This window comes from Mucilaginibacter sp. AK015 (genome assembly GCF_014200785.1).
In the GTDB taxonomy this organism is placed as follows: Bacteria; Bacteroidota; Bacteroidia; order Sphingobacteriales; family Sphingobacteriaceae; genus Mucilaginibacter.
This window is the reverse complement of record NZ_JACHCV010000001.1, coordinates 377,322-403,516: the sequence shown is the minus strand read 5'-3', so window position 1 is coordinate 403,516 and position 26,195 is coordinate 377,322. Positions and strand designations below refer to the sequence as shown.

The window sequence follows — 26,195 nt, the reverse complement described above, 5'->3', positions numbered from 1 at the left end:
GTGGGAGGTTCCGTCGTTAATATCTATTCGCTTCGCAGGCTTTTCACCGGATTAACTAATGCCGCTTTAATGGCTTGCCAACTTACGGCAACCAGGCATAAAGCAATACTTAAAAACAGCGTTGCCGCAAATACCCAGATAGTGACATTGGTATGGTAAGTATATGTGTTTAGCCAGCGGTTTACATTATACCAGCTTATTGCCGCTCCAATTACAAAAGATATCAATACCAATTTAATAAACTCCTGCGAGAGTTTTAGCCAAAGCCCGGCAGTTCCTGCACCCAGTATTTTCCGGATGCTTATTTCTTTCCCCCGCCGTTCGGCCGAGAACGATGCCAGGCCAAACAGGCCGAGACCCGATATAATGATGGCCAGACAGGTAAAGATTACCGCCATTGCCCCCAACTGCTGCTCGGTTTTAAATTTCTGATTAAAGCTTTCGTCTGTAAATGTATAATCGAACGGGTAAGTTGGGTTGTATTTTTTATAGATATCCTGCAAAAGTTGTATGTTTTTTGAAACGGAGTTGGATGGGTTTAACCGCATGCCGATATTCCCGACCCAGCCTTTGGTAAACCCTATTATAGTGGGCCGTACAGCATCGTACGGCGAGCCCCAAACAAAGTTTTTTGCTACGCCGATAATTGTACGCCCGGCATTCATCCACGTAATTTTTTGCCCCACGGGGTCTTTCAGTTTCATTAGTTTTACCGCGGCCTCATTTAAGATAACCGCTGTTGAATCGGAAAGCCTGTCAGTAGCAAAATCGCGGCCTTCAATAATCTTTATCTGGTAAGTGTTCAACATATGATAGGTAACAGCTATGCAATCTATCGGCGTCTTTTCCTCCCCCGGTAGCTGGCCCGGCCATCTGTTTTGCCATGTGGCGCTGGTTATTTTGGTAATAGGCTCTGATATGCTGGCAGCGTCGGTAATGGCGCCTGCACTGAGAGCCTCCTGCCTGAAACTATCAAACTTATCGAACATAGCGCCATCTGCAGGCAATTCAATAAGGCCGTTGCGGTTATAACCAATGGGTAGCTCTTTTATATAGTTGATTTGCCTGTGAACAAAAAAACTGAATACCACCAGGCATATGGCAAATGTAAATTGTATAATAACCAACACCTGGCGCGGCCTTACGGTTGTTTCTGTACTAAAAAACCGGCCTTTTAATACCCTAACCGGGTTAAAAGATGAAAGAAAGAGCGCCGGATAGCTACCAGCAAACAGGCCGGTAACCGCCGTCGCCGTTAGTGCTGTTAACCATACCCATACATTGCCATACGGGATATTTAACATGATACCGGTTAAATCAGCAAACACAGGGGTTAAAACCAATATCAATATTAATGATAGGATAAACGCTGCAAATGCCAGTAACAGGGATTCGCCCATAAACTGTTTGATAAGCGCTGTACGCCTGGCGCCTATTGCCTTACGAATCCCTACCTCCCTGGCCCGCTTTTCGGACCGGGCGGTAGATAAGTTCATGAAATTTATACAGGCGATAACCAGTATACCTATGGCCAGAAACAGGAACAAACGTAAATAGCTGATACGACCGCCCACGTTAACACCATTTTTAAAATCGCCGTGTAAATGCAATTGGGTAAATGGGTACATAAATAGCTTAACCTCTTTATCGGGCGGGAAATACCTGCCGATAAGGTCTTTTATCTTTATGTTAACAGCTGCAGCTGATGCATTAGGTTTTAGAAGAACATAAGTGGCGTATCCATAATTATCCCAATTTTCGCCTTTTAACCATGGCTGCTGCGACAGGAACGCATCCCATGAAATAATAGCCTTAAAAGTGAAGCTCGAATTTCCTGGGTTATCTTTGATTATCGCGCTAACCTTCATCGGAAACTGGTTATTGTATTTTACAGTCTGGCCCAGCGGGTTCGTGTTTCCAAATATTGCTTTAGCGGCCGACTCGGTAAGTATCACAGACGAAACATCAGACAAGGCGCTGCGTTTGTTCCCTTGCATAAAGTCAAAGCTGAACATATTCAGTATACCCGCATCCATAGCCACCGCATTAAATTTTAACCCTTTACTATTGTAGGCTATCAAAACGTTTTTGGGCTCGTTTATGCGGCCTGCGTTTGCTATCTCGGGAATGTCTTTCTTTAATGCACCGGCAAGTAATTGTGGTGTGAACCACTTGGTGCGTATCTCGCCGTTAGTTGGCTGGTTTTTAAAAACCTGGTACAGCCTATCGCCGTTTACGTGAAATTTATCAAAGCTGTATTCGTTGTATACATAAACCAGCAGCATAAAGCTTACCGCCATACCAATAGCCAACCCGCCAATATTTATCAATGATGATATTTTGTTTCGGGCAAGGTTTCTCCAGGCTATTTTCAGGTAGTTTTTTATCATAGATCAGGTTACGCGGTTTACTTCTACAATATCAGCACTGTAGATGTTAAATTATAATTTTTAACATCTATTAACTAAACAAAAATAGCGATGGATTTACCTATCGCTATTTTTGTGTAAAGACAAAGATTTTTGTCAATTTTATAAAGTTTACAACCCAAAATTCGCCCCAACTACTCACCCCTCACTATTCACCTCCCACTAATTTACTCGCTTTTTAAGCTTTTTACGGGGTTAGCCACAGCTGCTTTTATCGACTGGAAGCTAATGGTTATGAACGCTATACCCATTGCCCCTGCGCCGGCAGACGCTATTATCCACCATTTAATGCCATCGCGATAAGCAAAGCCCTGCAGCCAGTACCGGCCAGCCAGCCAGGCCAGCGGCGAGGCCAGTAAAATGGCTATAATAACCAGCTTGATAAAATCTTTTGAAAGCATAGCTACAATGACAGATACATTTGCGCCCAATACTTTGCGTATGCCAATTTCTTTAGTGCGCTGTTCGGCAGCGTAAGCTGCAAGACCAAATAAACCGAGGCAGGCAATAATGATGGCCATGCTGGTAAAAGCCACAAAAATACCGCCCATCCGTTGCTCGGTACGATAACTCCTTTCAAAGTCCTCGTCCATAAAGGTGTAATTTAACTGTTGGTTTAGCGAAACTGAGCGCCATTTTTCCTTTACCTGCGCTATAAGAGCGGTTGTGTTTGTCGCTTTTAAGCGTAGGGCAAGGCTTCCACGGTTCTCGTTCAGAAAGAATACCACCGGCGTTATATTTTCGCGAAGCGAATTAAAGTTAAAATCCTTAACCACGCCTACTATACGGAATACCTTAAATTTTTGCGCCATATTGTCTAACGAGTAATACAACTCTTTGTTAATTGGGTTTTTAACCCCAAGGCGCTTTGCTGCGGCTTCGTTTATCACCAACGAGGACGAATCGGCCTTAAATGCTTTTGAAAAGTTACGGCCCTGTACCACTTTCATACCCATCGTACCTATATAATCTTCGTCAATATCCCATACCTGGGTTGATAAGGCAGTTTTGGTATCCCTGGTTGCGTCCTGGAAAAAAGTGCTGCTATTGCGCCATCCGCTGGTGGGTACGTAGCCTGTCATGGTGGTGCTTACCACACCGGGTAATTGGCTAAGTTCTTCCTTTAATACCTTGGCCTGGTTGCCTAATACATCAACATTATTAATAACCATTACCTGATCGCGGTTAAAGCCCAGGTCTTTGTTTTGTATAAATTTAAGCTGATGATAGATTACCAGGGTGCCGATGATGAGGAAAATGGATATAGAAAATTGGAAAACCACTAAAAAACTGCGCAGGAAACCACCTTTGAAACCGCCGGATAGCTTACCCTTTAATACATCAACCGGCTGAAATGCCGACAGGAAAAAGGCCGGGTATGACCCTGCAAGACAGCCAATTACTAACGTGGTAACCAGCAGCGCCGGTAACAGCCAAGCCAGAGTAGTTGCCGTAAATGCAAGCTGTTTGTCGGCCATTTGGTTAAAGTAGGGTAACAGCAGCCATGCGCCTACTATAGCTACCACAGTAGCTATAAAGGTTACTATAACAGATTCTGAAAGGAACTGCGCGATAAGATATTTGCGCGGCGACCCCAATACTTTGCGTACGCCAACCTCGCGCGCCCGGTTTGATGAGCGCGCGGTGCTCAGGTTCATGAAATTTACGCAGGCTATCAGCAATATAAATATGGCGATAGCCGAAAATATATAAACGTATTGTATGTTCCCGTTTCCGCGCAATTCAGCTACGCGGTTTGATGTCAGGTGGATATCCCGCAATGGTGTTAAACTTACCCGAAAATAATTACCGCCTTTTTCAAGCTGCTCATAACTCATGTGTACAGCGGCTTGCAATTGTCCGCCAACATATTTGCTTACCATAGCCGGGAATTTGGCACTAAGGCGGTTAACATCCGACCCTTTTTTTAGCAAGATATAGGTATTAAAATTATTACTTAACCAGGCATCCTCTTTACTTTCGGGCAGGTCTGTCATACAGATAAAGAAATCGGCTGTAAAGTGCGATTGCTTGGGCATATCTTTTATAACGCCTGTTACTTTGTAAAATAAGCTATCGTTCAATGTTAACGATTTACCAACCGCATCGTCGGTGTTAAAATACTTTTTGGCGGTAGTTTCGTTGATCACCACGCTCCTGGGGTTTTTTAGCGCCGTATTTGGGTCGCCGTGCAGCATGGGCAAAGTAAACACATCAAATAATTGCGGGTCGGCATATAAAACGTTAGGCTCCTGAACGTTTTCGTCGCCTTTACGCACTTTAAAACCGCCGCGATCCCGGAACCTTACTGTTTGCTCTACCTCGGGGAAATCGCTTAAAAAAGTATGCGCCAGCGGTGCGGGTACAACGGCATAACTGTTGGTGTTGCCGCCAAACTTAATATCGTTGTTTACGCGGTATATGCGGTCGGCCTTCGTATTAAAAGCGTCGTATCCTACCTCGTCTACCACATAAAATACTATAAGCATGCACACGCATAAGCCCAAGGCAAGGCCCAACACATTGATAATGGTAAATCCTTTGTTCTTTTTAAGGCTTCTGAAAGCTGTTTTAATGTAGTTTTTAAACATATTTTTAAAATTCTAACCTCTAAATCCTAAACGTTAAATCCTAATCGTCCCCGCCCCTTTTTTATTTTGGGGTTTAGAAGTTAGCGTTTAGGATTTATTGTTTACCGTTCACAACTTTATGACTACATGTAAACAGAAAAGGTTACTCGTTTCGAAGACTTTTTACGGGGTTGGCCAACGCTGCTTTTATGGTTTGAAAGCTAACCGTTATAAATGCTACGCCAAGGGCCATTGCCCCTGCTGCCGCAAACACCCACCATTGTATTTCAACCCGGTAGGCAAACTCCTGCAGCCACTTGTGCATGGCAAACCATGTAAAGGGCACCGCGATAACAATTGACAGAGCCACCAACTTTAAAAATTGCGCCGATAACATCCCGGTGATAGTGCCCGAAGAAGCGCCAAGCACCTTGCGTATGCCTATTTCTTTAACGCGCTGCCGTATGCTGAACGCCGACAAGCCAAACAAGCCAAGACTTGCGATAATTACGGCCAGTATCGCAAACGAGGTAAATATTTTGCCGGTACGAACCTCGGCTACGTATAACTGGGCGTACTGATCGTCCAGAAAAGTATAGCTAAAAGGGCTATCGGCATGGTAGTCATCCCACTGGGCTTTAATACTGGCAATTAAACCACTCATGTCAGCGGTATTAACCTTTAATATCACCGAACCATTACTGTAGCCGTAAAGCATCATTAAAGGCGCTATTTTTTCTTTAGCCGACGAATAATGAAAATCCTTTACCACGCCAATGATCGTAAACTCGCGCTGGCCCGAGCGTACAATGGTTTTGCCTATTGGGTCGGCGTTGCCGATGCCGAGTTCTTTTACGGCCGTTTGGTTAACAATAACACCCGATGAATCGCCGGGCGAAGACGCAGAAAAGTTACGCCCAAGCGCCATTTTCATACCCATTGTTGCCAGATAGTTCTCGTCGATATGGTAAATACTGGTATGTATCTCGCTGTGCGCAGCGTTGGTGTTTGAAGATTTAAGGTATATCTGCGTTCCATCGCCCGACCGGGTGGGCAGATCGCCTGATATAGTAGCATTCGCCACCTGCTTATTTTGCATCAGCTGATTTTTGAAGGGCACCAGGTTATTCTTTAAGGTATAGGTATCGTTTATTACCAATATCTGGTTTTTATCGTAACCCAGCTTTTGATTTTGCATAAAATGCAACTGCTGGTACACTATAAAGGTTGCTATTATAAACGCCGTTGAAATACCAAACTGAAATACAATTAAACCGCTGCGCAACACACTGCGGCTGTTTTGGCTATTGCTGTTGCCCTTTAATACGCTGAGGATCCTGAATGATGAAATAAAGAAGGCTGGGTAAACACCCGCGGCGATGCCAACCAGCAGGGCAACTAACAATTCGATAACCACGGCTTTGTAACCCAGGTAAAATTGCATGGTGATGTTTTTGCCGGCCACATCATTAAAATAAGGCAATAAAAAGTAAACAAGCACCAGGGCAAAAACCATCGCGAGTGTGGTGAGCAACACCGACTCGGTCAGGAACTGCGTTACAAGGTTGTTTTTTAAAGAGCCGAGCACCTTACGTATGCCCACTTCTTTTGAACGCCTTGCAGATGCTGCTGTGGACAGGTTGGTGAAATTTATACACGCCAGCAGTAATATAAATATGGCCAGCGCGCCAAATATGTAAACATAATTGATATCGCCGTTTGCCTCGCGCTCAAATTTAGTATGCGAGTGCAGGTGTATATCCGTTAACGGCTGTAAACTAAAGATGAATGTATTTACCGATTTTTGAGCTTCGGCCAGGCTTACACCCATATCATGCTGAATTTCGGGCACCACATATTTTGCTACCAATTGCGGAAACTGCGCCTCCAGCTTTTTAGGGTCGGCATGCTTATCCAGCAGCAGGTACGTGTAAAACCCTAAGTTGCTCCAGGTTTGGTGCCATGCCTTTGTATCAAGGCTCATAAATGCGTCTGCATGGAAGTGCGAGTTATCCGGCACCTTATTGATAATGCCGGTAATTTTTTGCGGCTGGTTACCAACTATCAGTGTTTTACCAAGCGCAGCCTCTTCGCCGAAATACTTTTTAGCAAGATCCTTTGTAACCACAATACTGCCGGGCTCAACCAAAGCGGTCCTGCTGTCGCCCTCTATAACCGGGATGGAAAACAACTGCAGGAAGTTTGAATCGGCACGTACGATGTTTGTTTCTTTAAACTGTTTGTCCTGGTATTTAACGAATATGGGCTGCATACCCCCCAACCGGGTTGAAGCTTTAATTTCGGGGAACGCGTTTTTCATGCCCTCGCCTACGGCAACGTCAACAACCGGGTAAACATCGGTTCCGCCGTTGCCAATGGTCGACAGGTTTACCCTGTAAAGCTGTTTTGCATTTTCCGAGTAAGTATCGTAAGTAAGTTCCTGGTACAGGTAACCGCTGATAAGCATACAGCAAGCAAGCCCTATGGCCAGGCCAAACGTATTGATGAACGAGAACACCTTGTTTTTACTAAGACTGCGCCAGGCAATTGTTAAATAATTTTTTATCATAATCGTGGGAATGCTAAATCCTAAGCTCTAAATACTAAACTCTAAATCCTAAATCCTAAACGCTAATTTTAAAATGTAAACTATAAATCGTGACGGTTATGACTGATCTCCAGTCACTAACATCCAACGCTTACTCCGACCTCAAACTCTTAACAGGGTTGGCCAGCGCGGCTTTAATGGCCTGGTAGCTTACCGTTGCTATTGCGATAATAACCGTTAATAAACCGGCTAATGCCAACATCCACCAACTTAGGTCAATGCGGTATTCAAACTTTTGCAGCCATTTGTTCAACAGCCAAATTGAAAATGGTATAGCCAGCAGAATAGCAATACCCACGAGTTTTAAGAAGTCTTTTGAAAGCAGGGTGGTAAGGTTTAATACCGTTGCGCCTAATACTTTGCGCACCCCAATCTCTTTAACACGCTGCTCGGCCGCGTAAGCTGCCAGGCCAAATAAGCCAAGGCAAGATATAATGATGGCCAGGCCGCCAAACAAGTTTGACAAGGTAGCCAGCAGCTTCTCATTCTGAAATTTCTTCTCAAAATCGCTGTCGACAAATTTGATGGTTGGCGGATACGCCGGGTTTAGTGATTTAAGTGCTTTATTTATGGTTTCAATATTGGCGCTGACACTTTTAGTTTGATTTAAGCGCAAATCAATGGTAGCACCGTTATTACCGCCATACTGTGTTAACATGGGGCGGGTTTTTTCGTAAGGCGAACCCCAAACAAAATCCTTATATACACCAACAATGGTAAGCTCGGTATCGCCCCATTTTATAAGGGTTCCAACCGGGTTTTTTAATTTCATCACCTTAGCTGCCGATTCGTTTACCAGCACGGTTTTGCCTGCAGTATCGGCCTGGTTAGCAGACGAGAACTCGCGCCCGTCCAGCAATTTAACCCCTGCGGTTTTAATAAAATCGTTACCGGCCCTAAATACATCAAACAAAACGGTCTCATCATCCCGTTTGCCGGGCCAGCTTACCCCCCACGTATTGTTGCCATTTTCGGTGATGCTTTGCGAAAACACCGAGGCGTTGGTAACCGCGCCGGAACTTTTGAGTTGGTTTATAAGCACCTCTACATTTTTTTGCAAATCACCCTCGATAGGTATCTCCACCAGGTTATTCTTATCAAACCCGGCCGACTTTTCCTGCACAAATTTTATCTGCCGGTAAATGCAAATGGTAGCGGTTATTAAAAATACCGCGAAACCAAACTGCACAACTACCAGTACTTTACGTACCGGCAGTGCCGAAGTGCCACCTTTAAATATTCCTTTCAATACTTTAATAGGCTCGAAAGATGAGAGGTAAAAAGCCGGATAGCTGCCGGCAAGTACCCCGGTTAATAACCCAATGCCCAAAATGGCCACCCATGTTACCCAACTGGTGTAGGGCAGTGCTAACTGGATACCCAATAAATTGTTGAAATAGGGCAGCGAAACAATTACTATACCCATAGCTACCGCCGTGGATAACATTGACAGGATAACCGACTCGATAATGAACTGACTGACAAGCGATGACCTGTTTGAGCCTATAGCCTTGCGGATGCCTACCTCTTTAGCGCGTTCTTCTGACCGGGCGGTGCTCAGGTTCATAAAGTTTACGCAGGCAACCAGTAAAATACATATAGCCAGGGTGATGAAAAGTTTTATTTGATCGATCATGCCTCCTACAGACTTTCCTTCCACAAATTCCGAATACAGGTGCAGCCTGCTGAACGGGTAAAGGAACAACTGGTTCTTGTTACCATCGTTATGCCGCTCTACCATGTTTTTCATGATACTGTTGGCACGCGTTAGCGACGAGGGATCTTTAAGTTGCACCACCGTACGCGCAAAATTGCTTCCCCAGCCGGAGTCTTTTGCCCACGGATTTGAATCTTCGAACATCACCCAGGGTAAAACAAATTCGAACTGAAACGTGGCGTTTACCGGTACATCATCAATAACACCGGTAACTTTTAAAGGTAGCTGGTTATTACGCTTTACAACCTTGTTCATCGGGTCTTCGTCGCCAAAAAGCGTCCTGGCGAGCTTTTGGGTAATAACGATAGAATTTGGCGATTTTAGAGCATTTGCCGCCGAGCCTTTTATAAAATGATATGAAAAAATATCAAAGAAGCCATCATCTGCAAACAAGCCCGATTTTTTAAAACTATTGTTTTTATAAGTAAGCAAGCCTTCGGCGGTGTAGTTTATTGTCCTTACCGCGCGCACAGCATCCGGCACTTCGGTTTTAATAGTTGCTGCTGCAAGGCGTGGCGTGGCCGCAAACGTGTATATTTTGCCATCGCCGGGCTGATTATTTTCAACAAGGTATATGTTATCGATATTATTAAACTGCTTATCATAATTTAAGTGATAGGAAACGTAAAGCAGTAAAAGCAGGCAGCTTGCCATGCCTAATGCCAACCCGCCCGCGTTAATTAACGAAAAGCCCTTATGCTTGACGATATTACGCCAGGCAATTTTGAAATAATTTTTTATCATATACCTTGTTGTTATTAAAGATGATTATCTGGACGATACGTTTACGTGGCCATCGCCGCGTACCTCAACCAGCGACCCACCGCCATTTAGCTTACCGGTTACCCGCTCTTTTTCTTTGTGGCCTTCAAATTTGCCGTTAATGTTAAAATTCACATCATCGCCTCTCAGGTCTACATCTACGCCCTGGTTTGCCGGTAGTTGCAGGTCTACATGCCCCGAGTTAGCGTCAATTTTTACATAATTGCCCACGCGCAGCATTTGCACATGCATGCTGCCGGCGCTTGTTGAGGCATCAACACTGCCGGCCATCGCCATCAGGTTTACACTCCCGCCGGATGTGCCCGTTATCAGTTCGCCATCAATGTTATTGCCTTTTACGCTGCCGCCGCTGGTGGTGGCCTTAACAGTGCCTTTAAGATTTGTTAAGTTTAGCGAACCGCCGCTGGTTTCTAAACGTATTTTGCCGCTGCAGTTATCGGCGGTAACGCTGCCCCCGCTGGTTTCCAGATCAATATCCGGCTTGCAGTTTGAAACGTGAATACTGCCCCCACTGGTCTCGCCCTTTATAATACCCGTTAAACCATTGGCGTGGATACTGCCGCCGCTGGTCTCGAAATTTTGGCTACCGGTTAAATTATCCAAATGCAGGCTGCCGCCGCTGGTATTTAAGTTGGTAGTAGTTTGTTTGTTAACATATATTTTAAAGCCAATGCTTAACGCCCGTCTCCAGTTCATGTTATTGCGGCGGCTTTTAGCCGTGGCGTGGAGCTCGCCGTTTTGGATATCTATATTAAGGATATAGTCCTCCTCAAGGCGCTTTTTTATTTCGTCTTTGGTTAACTTTTGATTGTTATTACCCACCACATACACATCAATATGCGGCTGCTCGGTACCTGCGCCGCTTACCGCTATACTACCGCCGCTGGTGTTTACAAAAACGGCTTTGATACCGTCATTTGCCAGCGAACGTGTGTAATAAGGCACCTTGTCGTCCTGCGCGGAAGCAAAGAGAACCGGCGATGCCATTAAAAATAAAAGGAAATACTTTTTCATAATTATTTGAGTTTACAATAAGACTATTTTTTAATGTTATAGGTTGCATGCTTTTTATTTTAGTTCATGGCAGAGCTGCAATTACCATGAACAATACCATCATCTATTCGCTTCGCAAGCTCTTTACCGGGTTTGTTAATGCCGCCTTTATTGATTGCACACTTACGGTAGCAAGTGCTATAAGCGCCGCACCGCCGCCCGCGAGCAAAAACACCCACCAGTTGATGTCAATTTTATAGGCAAAATCCTGCAGCCATTTGTCCATAGCAAACCAGGCTATGGGGCTTGCAATGATTATAGCGATAAGTACCAGTTTCATCAGATCGGTTGACAGCAGGCTTACAATATTGGTAATGCTTGCGCCTAACACTTTACGGATGCCAATTTCCTTCACCCGTTGCTCGGCGGTAAAGGTTACCAGGCCAAACAAGCCTAAGCAAGCTATACTTATTGCCAGTATAGTAAATATCAACAGGATATTGCCCTGTTTTTGCTCGGTTTGGTATTGTGCTGCAAAGTTCTGGTCAAGAAAATGGAATTCGGGCTTATTCTCGATATCAAATTCGCTGTAAACTTTAGTGATGTAATCAAGCGATGCCTGGGTGTTACCCTTGCCAATACGCACATATAAATTGTCTTTATCCTTAGCTTCCGAAGGGAGGTACAAAACCATCGGGCTTATCTTATGCTGTAACGAATAAGTGTTAAAATCTTTCACCACACCAACAATGGTTTGCGTTATAACCTTGCCGTCACTATCAACTCCTGTACGTACCCGCCGGCCAACAGCATCTTTCCAGCCCAACTCTTTAACAAGCGTTTCGTTTACAATAATGGCATCTTTAGCGTCGCTGCTAACATCCTTCGAAAAATTGCGCCCGCCCGCCATTTTTATCTGCAGCGTAGGGATAAAATCTTCATCTATCTGCAGGCTTTGCACTATTTTAGATTCGGGTGTGGCCTTGCCGTCAGGCCCAAGGTTAAAATCACCGCCGCCTATATTGTTGTTCCCTATCGGGTTGCCCGCTATGCCAACAGCTTCAATAGCCGAGTTTAACAGCAGCTGTTGTTTAATAGCATCAATTTTCGAACGCACCTCGCGGTTGTTGATGTGGAAAGTAAGCGTTTGTGCTTTATTGAAACCCAGGTCTCGTTTTTGAAAATAGTTTAGCTGCTGATAAATGATAAAAGAGCCGGCTATCATTACAATGGTAATAACAAACTGAAACACCACCAGCGATTTCCTGAAAAGAATGGTTGAATGCTGGTTGCCCAACTGGCCCTTCATGGCGGGTATGGTTTTAAAACCCGACAGGAATAATGCAGGATAAATGCCGCTTAAAATGCCTGCTATAAGGCAAAAGCTTATAAACGCGGCAATGGTTTTGGCGGTGCCGAATTGTAGCAGCACCAGGCTTTTACCCGATAGTTGGTTAAAGTACGGCAAGGTGAACTGAATGACGATGGCCGCCAAAACCGTTGAGATAAAAGTTAGCAGGATGCATTCTGCGAAGAACATGATCATCAATTGCTTCCTGCCAGACCCTATTACCTTGCGTACACCAATTTCTTTAACACGTATGGACGAGCGCGCGGTGGTAAGATTTACGTAATTTATTATGGCAATAAAAAGTATCAGCAAGGCAGTAATACTAAAAACATACACATAGGTGATGTTGCCGTTCGAGCCGATCTCGTAACTAAGAGCAGAGTGCAGATGGATGTTAGTAAGGGGCTGCAGTTCCATCGTAAATTTCATTGCCCCCATATCCTTTTTGAGATACTTGTTAAAGAAAGTACCTCCCGCCGCTTCTATCTGTTTGTAGCTATCATGATCTTTAAGCAGTACGTAAGTGTAGATGCTTACGTTTCCCCATTGGCTATCATCTGATTTATAATCGGCAGGGAACGCGCGCAACGCTTTAAAAGAAAAGTGTGAGTTTACAGGCACATCCGCAATTACGCCGGTAACGGTTGCAGGCTGGTCGCCAAGTATTATGGTTTTATTTACTGCCAGTGCGGCATCACGAAAAATACTTTCGGCAAGTGTTTTGGTAAGTACAATAGATTGTGGTTTGGCAAGCGCGTCTTTGGCATCACCATACAAAAATTGATAACTGAATATGTTGAAGATGCTGTTATCCGTAAACAGCATGCTTCCCTCTTCCAATGCTTTATCACCATATTTGATCTTGCTGCCGCCTTCCGGATCTATCCGGCAGGCATCAACTACCTGCGGAAACGCTGATTTTAAAGTGGGTGCATAAGGGGGCGAGGTAATTGCGAGGTCGAATTTGCCGCCGTTCCACAGGCCGTGCTGTGCAACACGGAAAATACGATCGGCTTTGGTATTGTACCTGTCATAACTTAATTCATCAGCAACATACAAGCTAATAAGCCAAAAGGCCGCTATGCCCATTGCTAAACCAAAAATGTTTATGAAGGAGAAAGCCTTATGTTTTTGCAGGTTTCTCCACCCTATTTTTAAATAGTTACTGATCATGGTAAAGTTATTTGATTATGGTAAGTTAAAAAAAATGCCAAACAATCAAAAAACTGATAATCAGCAAGTTACATTTCTTTTACATTTGCCGATACGTTCGCAAGCGTAACAGTATATGTTCGGTTACGATACAGTTTCGGTTAGTGAATCAAGATGCAGGAAATCAAGAAACAAGACCGAATCAATTGTGTCCTGTCTCTTGCTTCTTGATCTCCTACTTCTACTCCGAACGTAAACTCTTAACAGGGTTGGCCACAGCCGCTTTTATAGCCTGGAAGCTTACGGTTATAAAGGCTATAAGTACCGAAATTATACCAGCGAGTATAAATACCCACCATTGCATATCAATACGGTAAGCAAAATTTTGCAGCCACTTACCCATCAGCCACCAGGCTAAAGGTGATGCTATAAGCAGGGCTACTACTACCAGCACAATAAAATCAATTGATAAGAGCGATACAATGCCCGGTACGCTTGCGCCGAGGACCTTGCGTATGCCTATTTCTTTACCACGCTGCTCGGCAGTAAAGGCTGCCAGGCCAAATAAGCCAAGGCACGATATGATAATGGCCACTATGGCAAATACCGACATCAGACCTGATGATTTGGCATCGTTGCGATACATTTTATCGAATTCCTGGTCAACAAACCGGTATGAGAAAGGCTCGCCGGGGAAGTTTTCCTTCCAAATAGCCTCTACCGCCTTTATAGCATCACCTTGTTTATGCGCTGCCACTTTTATCTGGAAGCTACTGCAATACTCATCAGTATTTTTCATCACCAGAGGCGTTATTTTTTCGTGAAAGCTGCGGAAGTTAAAATCCTTAACAATCCCTATTACGCGCCCTGTATCGCCCTGCGCGGTAAAACGCTGCCCAATATATGGTTTATGCAGGTTAAATTCGCGGGCGGCGGTTTCATTGAGTATAACATTGTGCTTATCTTCAGTACCCGGCAAAAACCACCTGCCCATCGTCATTTTAAGATTAACCACTTTAGTGTAATCGCGATCAACGCCAACAAAAGTAATAGGAGGCACAAAATCCTTCGGACGGCCATCCCAATCGTTACTATCGCCGGATGATGAGCCATCATTATTCAGCACCGATTGCACGTCGGTAAGCGAGGCTGCTTCGATGGATGATTGTGATAACAGCTTTTGTTTTATGGTAGACATTAACGCTGCCCCTTGCTTCGCATCATATTTTTTAAGCAGTTTGTAGGAAACATTAAACGACATCACCTGCTCGCGGTTATAACCCGGATTTTGGTTGCGGATGAATGCTAATTGCCGGTATATAGTTATTACGCCAACAATCAAAAATATCGAAAAAGTAAACTGTACCACAACCAGCCCTTTACGCAGCGAAGTATCTTTTAAACGTAATATGCTGGCTCCCCTAAACGTATTTAAAGGTTTAAAAGATGATAACAGTAGCGCGGGATAAATGCTGTTTAAAACAATGGTGGCAAGCAAAGTTATCAGCAGCGTGCCCCATAAATACCTTGAATCTGCCGTAAGGGTAAAATTGCGTTCGGTGAAGCTGTTAAACGCGGGTAAACATGCAGCTACAATAACAATGGTTAAAACCAGCGCCATCAGGCTTACCAATGCCGATTCGGCTACAAACTGCATAAAAAGCTGTGATCGCCCGGCGCCAACTATCTTTTTAATACTCACCTCTTTTGCTCTTAAGCTCGCCCGTGCTGTGGTTAAGTTAACGTAGTTAATACAGGCTATCAGCAGTAACAGCACCCCAAGCACAATAAATATTACTACCACCTTTTTATCGCCGTGTATAATGCTCGAATTTTGCAGGTCGTTCTCAAAATGTATTTCGCTAAGCGGAGTTAAACCTATCTCCAGATTTTTTTGCTTGCGGTTTTCTTCGAGTATGCTTTTTATTTTCGAGGTAACCTTTTTAATGTTTGTGCCGGGGCGTAATTTCAGGAAAGTGAGGTAATAAAAATTGCCCCACTGCATTTCGTTTTGCTGCTGCTTTACATCGGCATGCCTGGCAGCAACCGGGATATAAGCATCATACCTAAAGCTTGAATTTGCCGGTGCGTCTTTCATAACGGCTTGCACCTGGTAGTTGTTCGAGTCTATTTTTATGGTTTTGCCAATAGCATCCTGGTTGGCAAAATACTTTTTAGCGCTGCTTTCTGAAAGTATTATACTAAACGGGTGCTGATTGAATGCCGTGGCGTTACCACTTACAAAATCAACCTTAAAAACATTAAACCACTCGCTATCCACATACGCAGCTTTTTCTTCGGGGAAGAATTCGCCATTGATGTTAAAGTACACCGGCATGTAATTAACGGGCCTTAAGCGAGTTACTGCTTCTATTTCGGGCAACTGTTTTTTAGCTGCGTCGCCTATCTGATAGGGCGAGTTTTCCCACACCCAGGTGGTGGTTTTATCTAACGAAAGATAATTTTTAATACGGAAGATATTAGCAGCATCAGGTTCCTGCTTATCAAAACTGAGTTCGTTTTGTACCCATATAAATATGAGGACGGCAGAGGCCATACCAACAGATAAACCGGCAATATTAATAAAGCCGGTTCCCCTGTGTTTCCAAAAATTTCTCCACGCGGTTTTAAAGTGATTTTTTAGCATGATTCAATTTATTTAGTCGATAGTCCATAGACCATAGTCGATAGATGAAATAACAATGGACTATCATCTATCTGACTATGGACTTCTTTATTCGCTGCGCAAGCTTTTTACCGGGTTAGCCAGGGCCGCCTTCATGGTGTTAAGGCTCACTACCACCATGGTCAAAAGCAATATTAATACGCCCACAACGGCAAACAGCCAAATACTGATGCCTACGTGATAAGTGTACTTTTGCAGCCAGTTATTCATGAGGTACCAGGTTAGCGGCACCGCTATTACAAAAGCTACCAAAACAAGTTTCAAAAACTCGGTAGAGATAAGCATTAACAATTGCTGTACAGATGCGCCCATAACCTTACGTATCCCTATCTCGCGGAAACGCTTCTCGATGGTGAACGATGCCAGGCCGGCCAAACCAATACAACAAATAAATATAGCCAACCCGGCGAAGATGTTGGTAATGCGGCTTATCAATTCTTCCGTTACGAATTTTTTACCAAATTCCTGGTCTACAAACTGGTATTCGAACAGGTTTTGCGGGTTGTATTGCTTAAATATGGGTTCCATGGCCTTGATACCGGCCTGCGGGCTTACCCCATTTTTAAGTCGGATATCTATCATACTTGAACTGTTGGGGTCGTAGTATATCATCAGCGGCTCTACCGGGTCGTAAGGCGATGCCATTACTACGTTATCTATAACACCGGCTACTGTAAATTTACGGCCGTAGCGCATTTCCATCCCCACAGGGTTCTTCAGTTTCATGGCTTCAACAGCAGCTTTGTTTATCAGCATCACGGCCGTGTCGCCCGGTGTTTTTGTAAAATCGCGGCCCTGCAATACTTTTATGCCCATGGTTTTGGTAAAATCCACATCAGCGTTTAAGCCCGAAAAAATAATGTCTCCGTTGGCTGCTTTCCCCGCATAATCCGGCGAGCCGGATTTCCACCAGATCTCAGTTATTGGTGAAGATGTACGGGTTACGGCGCTTATCAAACCAGTGTTAAGCAAGTCCTGTTTAATAGCTGCATAACTCTTGTCGATATCGCTTGAAGAGGGCACCATAACCAGGTTGTTAGGGTTGTAGCCAATGCTGCGGTCTTTGATATGCTGTATTTGCTGGTAAACAATTATAGTAGCCGATATGAGCAATATCGACATTACAAATTGCCCCACTACCAGTACCCGCCTCGGCAGCACCGCACTTTTACCTGCCGCAAATGTTCCCTTAAGCACCTTAACCGGGTTAAATGACGAAAGATACAAAGCCGGGTAACTGCCTGCCACTACCCCTGTGAACAATATGATTATCAGCGAGCCCAGCAGGAAGAATGGTTCGAAGATAGTAAGGTGCAGGTTTTTACTCACCAGTGTGTTAAAGAATGGCATCAACAGGTAAACCGAACCTATTGCCAGTACAAAGGCTATTAAGGCAAGAATTATAGACTCGAAAAAGAACTGGGTAATAAGCTGTTTTTTATCAGATCCTAATGTTTTGCGGATGCCCACTTCTTTAGCGCGTTTTTCTGAGCGGGCGGTGCTTAGGTTCATGAAGTTTACACAGGCTATCAGCAGTATAATGATGGCTATAACCGTAAACATCCGCACATACTCTATCATACCACCCACGTTTTTGCCGTCTTTCCACTCGCTATACAGGTGCCATTTATTCATCGGGAAGGTATAGTACGTGCTTATCTTATCACCCTTTGAGTTATCGTGTTTTATCTTATCAATAAATTTATCTACAGCAGCCATATTGGCGTTTGGCGTGGTTTGCACGAATACATTATGCGACGAATTGGTCCACTCCTTCATCCGGTTCTTTACGTAATCAGATGTGTAATCAAACGGCTCGATGAAATCGAACTTAAAGGTAGAGTTACCCGGCGGATCGGCGATCACAGCGGCTATTTTATAGCTTTGCTGGTTATCGATCTTTACCATTTTGTTCATTGGGTCGGCATCACCAAAAAACGCTTTAGCGGCAGATTGGGTTATAATGATAGATTTCGGGTCTCTTAGTGCTTCAGATGGGTTGCCCTTGATGGTTTTCCAGGTGAACATGTTAAAGAACTCCTCGCTGGCCACATAGAGGTCTTTTTTAAGTTTGGTGTTATTGTACTCAACCAGGTGCGATTCCTGATGCGAGGTAACAACCGCTCTTACTATCTGCGGGTTATTGCCTTCCAAAGCTTTTGCCAGGGGCAGCACCATGTTGGGATCGGTAAAAATGGTGGGCTTAAAATCGCGCGTAGCCATTACCTGGTAAATAGTATCATGGTTCTTATGGAACTTATCAAAACTTATCTCATCGCGCACCCATAAAAAAATAAAGATGGTGCATATCATCCCGATTGTTAACCCCAAAATGTTGGTGATAGCGAAGCCCTTGTTCCTGACAAGGTTTCGCCAGGCGATTTTTACGTAATTTTTTATCATGATAACGTTTTTAAATACTGATTTTTAAACCCAAATACTAAACTCTAAAACATACATGCCCAAGTTGTAACCTAAGGGGCCAATCGAATCACTAATTCATCATTCACTGATCACCAGATGATCTACTCAGACCTCAGGCTTTTTACCGGGTTGGCCAACGCCGCCTTAATAGATTGTATACTAATGGTAGCCAGGGCAATTAATGTAGCGCCGCCGCCCGCAAACAGGAATACCGCCCACCCGATGTTCACTTTATAAGCAAAATCCTTCAGCCAGTTATCCATGGCAAACCAGGCTACGGGTATGGCAATTACAATGGCTATTATTATAAGCACCATAAATTCGGCTGCCAGCAGGCTTATAATTCTGGCTACGCTTGCACCCAGCACTTTTCGGATGCCAATCTCCCTGGTTTTAACCTGCGCCGAATAAGTTGCCAGACCAAAAAGGCCGAGGCACGATATTACGATGGCAATAGTTGCAAACAGGTTGAACAGTGCGCCTTGCTTTTGCTCTGTGGTGTACAGTTTGTTGTATGCTTCATCTAAAAAAGCATAATTAACAGGTACATCATTATTGTATCGCTTCCATAAAACCTGCAGGGCTGCAATAGCTTTTTGCGCATCGCGGCCGGTGGTTTTAATATAAACGCGCCAGCAATCATCCGGGCTGTATTGAAAAACGGCTGGTTCTATTTTTTTATGAATAGTGGTAAAATGAAAGTCTTTTACCACCCCTATTATGGTTCCGTTTATAGTTTGTATGCGCAGCCTTTTACCTATCGGGTTTTTTAAGCCCATTTCTTTAACGGCCGTTTCGTTTATAATAAAGTGGGCCGAATCGGCAACAACGCCTTCAAAGTTAGCCCCTTCTATAATTTTCATTTTAAAAAATGGTATCAGGTGTTTATCGGCATAGATCTGGTTAAACCACATGTTTGAGTTGAGCGGTTTACCGTCCCAGTCGTTATCGCCGGTTGAGCTGCCGCCTGTAATGATATTACGACCTGCACGGGTAACATCGAGCACGGCCGGGCTTTTCAACAGTTCGGCTTGCACCACATCAAAATGCTTTTGCATATCATTGCGCATGCCGAAAGACAGTACATTCTCTTTGTCGTACCCCAGGTTTTTGTTGTGGATATATTTTAACTGACTGCCGATTACTAATGTGCCGGCTATAAGAATAATCGACACCGCAAACTGCAAGACAACCAATATCCTGCGAAATGCGACATTACCTATGCTAACAGACACCTTGCCTTTAAGGGCTTTTAACGGTTCAAAAGATGACAACAGCAGCGCCGGATATATGCTTGATGCAGCAAGGGTGCCTACCAGTGTGAGCACAATACATAGCCAAATGTTGTAATTAGAAAGATTTAACGTTATCTGCTTACCCGAGAACTGGTTAAAGTGGGGCAGCAATACAATCATCAGTACAAAAGCAAATACAGCGGCTATGATAAACAGCAGCGCGGTTTCTACCATAAATTGTATAAAAAGCTGCAATTTACCCGCGCCTATTATCTTGCGCATACTTACTTCTTTAGCCCGGAGCATTGAACGCGCTGTGGAAAGGTTTACATAATTGATACAGGCAATTATCAATATCATTAAGGCAACAATAGCGAAGGTCCTGACGGTTGACATGCCGCCGTCGGTACCGTCTGCCTGGTACAGGTGCATTTTCAATAAGGGCTGTGTAAGATAAGGCACCGGCGCATCTTCGGGCTTGTTGCGCTCATGTATGGCCTGTAATTTTTTCTCTAATAGCTGGGCGCTTACATTGTTGTTCTTAAGCAATAAATAGGTCTGAAAGCCAAAGTTCGACCAATCGGCATCCATTGACGGTATTATGGTTTTATTATCGTAGCTTTTTTTGTTTTGCACATAAGCCAGATCATTAAAACGCGATATAGGCAGCAATACATGATACTGAAAGCTGGAATTAGCAGGGTAATCGGGTATTACGCCGGTTACCTTGCATTGCTCATTCTGCCCCATGATCACCACTTTACCGATGGGGTCTTCGTCGCCAAAATACCTTTTAGCAGTGCTTTCAGTTATCACTAACGAATTATTATCCGGGAAAGGGTTGCGTTTGTCGCCTTTAATGAGGTTAAAATCAAATACGGTAAAGTATGAAGGATCGGTAAAGGCAAAATCGCTTTCGTAAAATACCTTGTCTTTATACTTGAAAGGCGCATCGCCGATAGACATGATACGCACAGCATCTTTTACTTCGGGTATCTCGTTTTTGGCAAAAGTTGCCACGGGTGCTATAATATTATTAAATATCTGCTTGCTGATGCCTGTACCGCCAACTATGCCAACCTTGTATATGTTTTTTGCATTAGAATTAGCTTTATCATAACTCAGCTCGTCCTGAACCCAAAGCAGCATAAACAATCCAACAACCAGGCCAACAGTTAAGCCGGCAACATTAATGGTAGCATAAAACTTATTTTGCAGTATGTTACGCCAGGCCGTTTTTAAATAATTTTTTATCATGATATTTAAATTAATCCTAATTCTATATTTGAAATGCTAATCCCCAGATCTTAAACTCCGCTTCTAAATTGAAGCTTGAAACGTCCATAATTAACCCAGGCTATTCGCTCCTTAGGCTTCTCACCGGATTTGCTAAAGCAGCTTTTATTGATTGAAAACTGATGGTAACAACTGCTATAACAATTGCCGAAAAACCCGCAGCGGCAAATACCCACCATTGAATATCGATATGGTACTGATACGTTTTGAGCCAGTTTTGCATTCCCCAATATGCCAGCGGGAAGGCTATTGCACAGGATATGATAACCAACTGTAAAAAATCTTTTGATAAAAGGCTTGCTATACCCGATACGCTTGCCCCAAGCACCTTGCGGATACCAATTTCCTTAATCCTGCGCTCGGCGGTGTAAGCGGCCAGGCCAAACAAGCCAAGGCATGATATAATGATGGCCAGCGCGGCAAACACTCTTGATAACTTACCAACCAGCATCTCGCTTAAAAACATCTGGTTAAACTGGTCGTCAACAAAGCGATAGTCAAAGGGGTATGCAGGGTTATCTTTTTTGAGCACAGCTTGTATAGCTGCAACAGAAGCTTCTACCGGTTGCTGCGCTTTAATTTTAACATACATCCTATCTGTGTGTACGGGGCTTGCGCTAAAAAACATAACCGGATCGGGTTTGCCGTACATGTTGCCGTACACATAATCGTTAACAACTCCCACAACAACAGCCGATGTTGTATCTCCCTGGTAATGTATGCGTTTACCAAGTGCGCTGCCTTTGCCCATTAGTTGTTGCAGGCTTTGGGTAATTACCGTTGCTACAGGTTTTGATGTTGTATCGGTTTCGCTTAGGTTGCGGCCATCTAAAAGCTTAAGGCCCGATGTTTCAAAAAATTCGGGGGTAACATACCGTTGCGATATCAGTACCTCTGAGCCTGGCGCTTTACCGTCCCAGATCAGGCCTGATGTGTTGTTGCCGCCGTAAATAGTTGAATGATCTGATAATGCTACATTTTGTATAAAGCCGGTATTAAGCAAATCTTGTTTTATAGGAGCATAGTTTTTGGCCATGTCGCCCTGCAAGCCTATCTCCATTAATTTATCTTTATCAAAGCCAAGGTTCCTGCTTTTTACATGCTGTATTTGCTGATACACGATAACGGTACTGATGATGAGCACCACCGATACCGTAAACTGCATTACCACCAAACCTTTACGGATGTAAGCTGCTCCGCTGTCTTTTATCTTCAGGCCCTTTAGTACCGCTACCGGATTAAATGACGACAGGTATAACGATGGGTAGCTGCCAGCGATTAAGCCGCACGCAACAGTAAGGCCTAACAGGGCAAGTATGTGGTTATAGTTATTAAAACCGATGCTAAGCTGCTTTTGCACGAGCATGTTAAACGCGGGCAATACTAAAGCCATTAAAACAATTGAAAGCAGGGCGGCTATAAACGACATAAACAGCGCCTCGCCTATAAACTGCAGCGAAAGCGACCTTTTACCGGCTCCCAGTACTTTACGCACACCAACTTCGCGGGCTCGTTTTTCGCTGCGGGCTGTGGCAAGGTTCATGAAATTAATGCAGGCAATGAAAATAATTATCCAGGCAATAATGGTAAACAGGCGCACATACTCTATCTGGCCGCCGCCGGTTTGTATGCCGTCTTTAAACTCATCATACAGGTGCCAGTCGGCCATGCCGAATAAAAACACGTGACCAAGATTCTGAGGCTCGCGTTTTTGTATAAACCCGTAAAGCTGTTTATCTACCGTTTTTGGATTAACACCGGGTTTTAGTTCGATATATGTATTTAATGAATTATTGCCCCAGCTTTTTAACCAGGGGCTCTTATCCCAAAATACCTGAAAAGGCATAACACACTCAAACCTGATGCTGGTATTTAAGGGAATATCTTTTAAAACACCTGTAACGGTATAATCCTGTTTATTGTCAACCCGGATATTTTTGCCCACGACATTTTTATCCGTACCAAAAAATTTAATAGCAGCTTTTTGCGTGATAACTACCGAGTGCAATTGTTTAAACGCCGATGCAGCATCACCATCAACAAAGGGCAGTGTAAACATGTTAAACACCGATGGTTCGGCATACCAGGTATCGGCAAATACAGGCTTATCGTTATAAGAATATAATAACGAACTGTTACCTTCACTTGTGCGGCAAACGTTGGCGATGCCGGGTATTTCGGCTTGTATGGCCGGCCCCATTACACCGGGGGTACTCTGGTGAGTAAATACGTAAGTGTCGTATTTCTGATTTTCGCGCGCTATGTAAAGCCTGTCTTTTTTTACTTGCCCGGCATCATAGTTAACCTCGTTCTCCACCCATAAAAAAATCAGGGCGGCACAGGTAATACCAATAGCCAAACCGAATATATTTAAAAAGCTGTACGCCTTATTTTTACTAAGGCCACGAAACATCACTTTTACAAAATTTTTAAACATAATGGTTGGCTTTGGTTAAATACTAAATCCTGAACTTTAAGTTCTAAATCATAAAAAATGAATACGAAAAGCCAAATTCCAATCATTTTCGATCAATCATTCACTAAATTATTATTCGCTCCGTAAACTCTTTACCGGGTTTGCCAAAGCGGCCTTTACCGCCTGGAAACTTACGGTCACAATCGATATCAGTGTTGTTAAAAAGGCCGCTACAGCAAACACCCAAACGCTTATCTCGACCCGGTACGAATACCCCTGGAGCCACGTGTGCATGCCGTACCAGGCAACGGGTATAGCAAATATGAACGCTATTCCAACCAGCTTCAGGAAATCTTTTGAAAGCATTGAGGTTACGCCAAACACCGATGCCCCTAATACCTTACGTACACCAATTTCCTTGATGCGGTTTTGGGCCATATAGGTTGCCAGGCCAAATAAGCCAAGGCATGATATAAATATGGTAAGCCCGGCAAAAAGCGACGCTAATGTGCCCGTACGCTGCTCGTCCTGAAATTTTTGGTTGTACTCCTCGTCAACAAAGTGGTAATCAAACGGGTAGTCGGGGTTAAACTTTTTAAACACTGCCTCGGCCAGCTTTAGGTTTTGGGCCGTGGTGTTTTTTTCGTTAAGTTTATAATGCATAACGTTGAACCACGCGCTTGGCCCTTGTATGATCATTTGCTTAACCGGCTCATACGGCGATTGCAGGATAAAATCTTTTACAACGCCAACAATAACAAGCTTATGATTATCGCGCAGTACTATCTGGCCAATGGGGTTTTTAAACTTCATCAGCTTAAGCGCGGCCTCGTTGATCAAAATGGCCGATGAATCTGATGGATAAGTTTTGATGTCGATATCGCGGCCTTCAACAATTTTAAGGCCCATGGTTTTACTAAAATCGCCGTCGACATTAAACATATTGAAATCGATTTTAGAGCCCTGGTCTTTTCCATCCCAGTTAAAATCCCACGAGTCGCTCCAGCCCTGTGTCATCGGAGCGCTGGTTTTGGTTACTGATGTAACCGCGCCGCTTGTCAGCAGTTCGTTACGTATCAGCGCATAATTTTTGTCGATATTACCCTGCAAAAAGGTGTAAACAAGGTTGGTCTTCTTATAGCCGGTATCCCGGCTTTGTGCATAGTCAAGCTGTTCTTTAACAATAATGGTTGATATGATAAGTACAATTGCAAACCAAAATTGCGTTACCACCAAAATTTTGCGCGGCGATAATGCCGCGTTAGCAGCTCTGAATGTACCTTTTAAAACCTTTACCGGGGCAAATGATGACAGGTACAAAGCCGGGTAACTGCCCGATACTACACCGGTAAAAAGTATAAACACAACCACAATAACCCAAAATGTTGCACTTGCAAACGGTATAAACAAGTTCTTTTCAGTCAGGATGTTAAATGATGGCAGCGATATGTGAACGATGATCAGGGCAAGCGCACCGGCAAGTAAGGCAATCAAAATAGATTCGCCCATGAACTGTGCTATCAGGCTGCCTTTACCGGCGCCAACTACTTTACGTATCCCTACCTCTTTCGCCCTTTTTTCGCTGCGGGCGGTACTCAGGTTCATAAAGTTTATGCAGGCGATAAGCAGTATAAATACCGCAATTATACTAAACAGCTTTATAGTGGTTATGCGCCCCCCTACGATTTGTCCGTTTTCAAACTTAGAGTACAACCTCCATTTGGTTGCGGGATGCACAAACACATCAATATCTTTTACTTCGGAGTGCGAGCGGGTTATATTTTTTACCTGACCGTCAAAATACGCTTCCGTTACATTCGGCTTTAAAACTATGTAAGTAGCTACTGAGTTATTACCCCAATTCTTGTCAGGGCCGCCATTTATTTTTTCCCAGTATTTCCACGGCATTATGTATTCAAAGGTGAAACGGGTGTTATTCGGCAGGTCCTTCATTACGCCGGTTACCGTAAAGTAATCAACGCTATCAATTTTAACCGTTTTACCCAATACATCAGTGTTACCAAACAGTTTTACAGCTGTTTTTTCGGTAAGCACAATGTTCTTCATGTCATTTAAGGCTGTTTTAGGGTTTCCCTGTATCAGCGGGAAGCTAAACATGGTCAGGAAATCAGGATCGGTAAAAGAACCGGTGAGGTTTAAATGTTTATCGTTTATGGTAAAAAGGAAATTGGCGTTGGTTGTACGTGTAGCCTGTTCAACTTGCGGATAATCCTGCTTAAGGGTTGCCATCATAGGTTTTGGAGTGGTACCCCATGCCCATACTTCTCCCTCAATTTTCGACCGGTTATACATTTGGTACAGGCGGTCCTTCTTTTCGTGGAACTGGTCGTAGCTTACCTCGTTTTGTACCCAAAATAATATAAGCGCGGCGCTGGCCATACCTACCGCCAGCCCGACAATGTTAATGGCGGTAAACCCTTTGTTCTTCATTAGGTTACGCCAGGTTATTTTTATGTAGTTTTTTAACATGATCTATCGGTTTACCGGTCAAATTTTGAGCATGACGATCCTGAT

11 protein-coding genes are annotated in these 26,195 nt (G+C 43.8%); all 11 read right to left on the bottom strand.

Annotated features, from left to right (window positions below):
- Positions 1 to 23: 23 nt before the first annotated feature.
- Positions 24 to 2,390 (bottom strand): ABC transporter permease, encoded by a 2,367-nt coding sequence (locus HDC91_RS01630; protein ID WP_183547876.1) that lies wholly within the window; start codon positions 2,388 to 2,390, stop codon positions 24 to 26.
- 206 nt (positions 2,391 to 2,596) lie between these two features.
- The gene (locus HDC91_RS01625) at positions 2,597 to 5,020 is read right to left on the bottom strand and encodes an ABC transporter permease (RefSeq protein WP_183547874.1); all 2,424 of its coding nucleotides are present in this window, start codon (positions 5,018 to 5,020) and stop codon (positions 2,597 to 2,599) included.
- 142 nt (positions 5,021 to 5,162) lie between these two features.
- Positions 5,163 to 7,568: an ABC transporter permease gene (locus tag HDC91_RS01620; RefSeq protein ID WP_183547872.1), complete on the bottom strand. Its 2,406-nt coding sequence runs from the start codon at positions 7,566 to 7,568 to the stop codon at positions 5,163 to 5,165.
- A 130-nt stretch (positions 7,569 to 7,698) separates the two neighbouring features.
- Positions 7,699 to 10,068 carry an ABC transporter permease gene (locus tag HDC91_RS01615; protein WP_183547871.1) on the bottom strand — a complete coding sequence of 790 codons (2,370 nt, stop codon included), beginning with the start codon at positions 10,066 to 10,068 and terminating at the stop codon, positions 7,699 to 7,701.
- Positions 10,069 to 10,092: 24 nt separating this feature from the next.
- Positions 10,093 to 11,121: a DUF4097 family beta strand repeat-containing protein gene (locus tag HDC91_RS01610; RefSeq protein ID WP_183547870.1), complete on the bottom strand. Its 1,029-nt coding sequence runs from the start codon at positions 11,119 to 11,121 to the stop codon at positions 10,093 to 10,095.
- Positions 11,122 to 11,224: 103 nt separating this feature from the next.
- Positions 11,225 to 13,624, bottom strand: coding sequence for an ABC transporter permease (locus HDC91_RS01605; protein WP_183547869.1), 2,400 nt, complete (start codon positions 13,622 to 13,624; stop codon positions 11,225 to 11,227).
- 220 nt (positions 13,625 to 13,844) lie between these two features.
- A complete protein-coding gene (locus tag HDC91_RS01600; RefSeq protein ID WP_183547868.1) occupies positions 13,845 to 16,250 on the bottom strand; it encodes an ABC transporter permease in 2,406 nt (801 codons plus the stop codon).
- An 87-nt stretch (positions 16,251 to 16,337) separates the two neighbouring features.
- Positions 16,338 to 18,692: an ABC transporter permease gene (locus tag HDC91_RS01595; protein ID WP_183547867.1), complete on the bottom strand. Its 2,355-nt coding sequence runs from the start codon at positions 18,690 to 18,692 to the stop codon at positions 16,338 to 16,340.
- 122 nt (positions 18,693 to 18,814) lie between these two features.
- Positions 18,815 to 21,205: an ABC transporter permease gene (locus HDC91_RS01590; protein ID WP_183547866.1), complete on the bottom strand. Its 2,391-nt coding sequence runs from the start codon at positions 21,203 to 21,205 to the stop codon at positions 18,815 to 18,817.
- Between the two features lie 100 nt (positions 21,206 to 21,305).
- A complete protein-coding gene (locus HDC91_RS01585) occupies positions 21,306 to 23,681 on the bottom strand; it encodes an ABC transporter permease (RefSeq protein WP_183547865.1) in 2,376 nt (791 codons plus the stop codon).
- 111 nt (positions 23,682 to 23,792) lie between these two features.
- On the bottom strand, positions 23,793 to 26,150 hold the full coding sequence (locus HDC91_RS01580) for an ABC transporter permease (RefSeq protein ID WP_183547863.1): 2,358 nt from the start codon (positions 26,148 to 26,150) through the stop codon (positions 23,793 to 23,795).
- Positions 26,151 to 26,195: the final 45 nt, after the last annotated feature.

Bases quoted from the DNA above. Each gene is read 5' to 3' on its own strand.
- HDC91_RS01595 (WP_183547867.1), bottom strand. From the start codon at position 18,692: ATGATAAAAAATTACGTAAAAATCGCCTGGCGAAACCTTGTCAGGAAC.
- HDC91_RS01625 (WP_183547874.1), bottom strand. From the start codon at position 5,020: ATGTTTAAAAACTACATTAAAACAGCTTTCAGAAGCCTTAAAAAGAAC.
- HDC91_RS01615 (WP_183547871.1), bottom strand. From the start codon at position 10,068: ATGATAAAAAATTATTTCAAAATTGCCTGGCGTAATATCGTCAAGCAT.
- HDC91_RS01630 (WP_183547876.1), bottom strand. From the start codon at position 2,390: ATGATAAAAAACTACCTGAAAATAGCCTGGAGAAACCTTGCCCGAAAC.
- HDC91_RS01605 (WP_183547869.1), bottom strand. From the start codon at position 13,624: ATGATCAGTAACTATTTAAAAATAGGGTGGAGAAACCTGCAAAAACAT.
- HDC91_RS01590 (WP_183547866.1), bottom strand. From the start codon at position 21,205: ATGATAAAAAATTATTTAAAAACGGCCTGGCGTAACATACTGCAAAAT.
- HDC91_RS01610 (WP_183547870.1), bottom strand. From the start codon at position 11,121: ATGAAAAAGTATTTCCTTTTATTTTTAATGGCATCGCCGGTTCTCTTT.
- HDC91_RS01585 (WP_183547865.1), bottom strand. From the start codon at position 23,681: ATGTTTAAAAATTTTGTAAAAGTGATGTTTCGTGGCCTTAGTAAAAAT.
- HDC91_RS01620 (WP_183547872.1), bottom strand. From the start codon at position 7,568: ATGATAAAAAATTATTTAACAATTGCCTGGCGCAGTCTTAGTAAAAAC.
- HDC91_RS01580 (WP_183547863.1), bottom strand. From the start codon at position 26,150: ATGTTAAAAAACTACATAAAAATAACCTGGCGTAACCTAATGAAGAAC.
- HDC91_RS01600 (WP_183547868.1), bottom strand. From the start codon at position 16,250: ATGCTAAAAAATCACTTTAAAACCGCGTGGAGAAATTTTTGGAAACAC.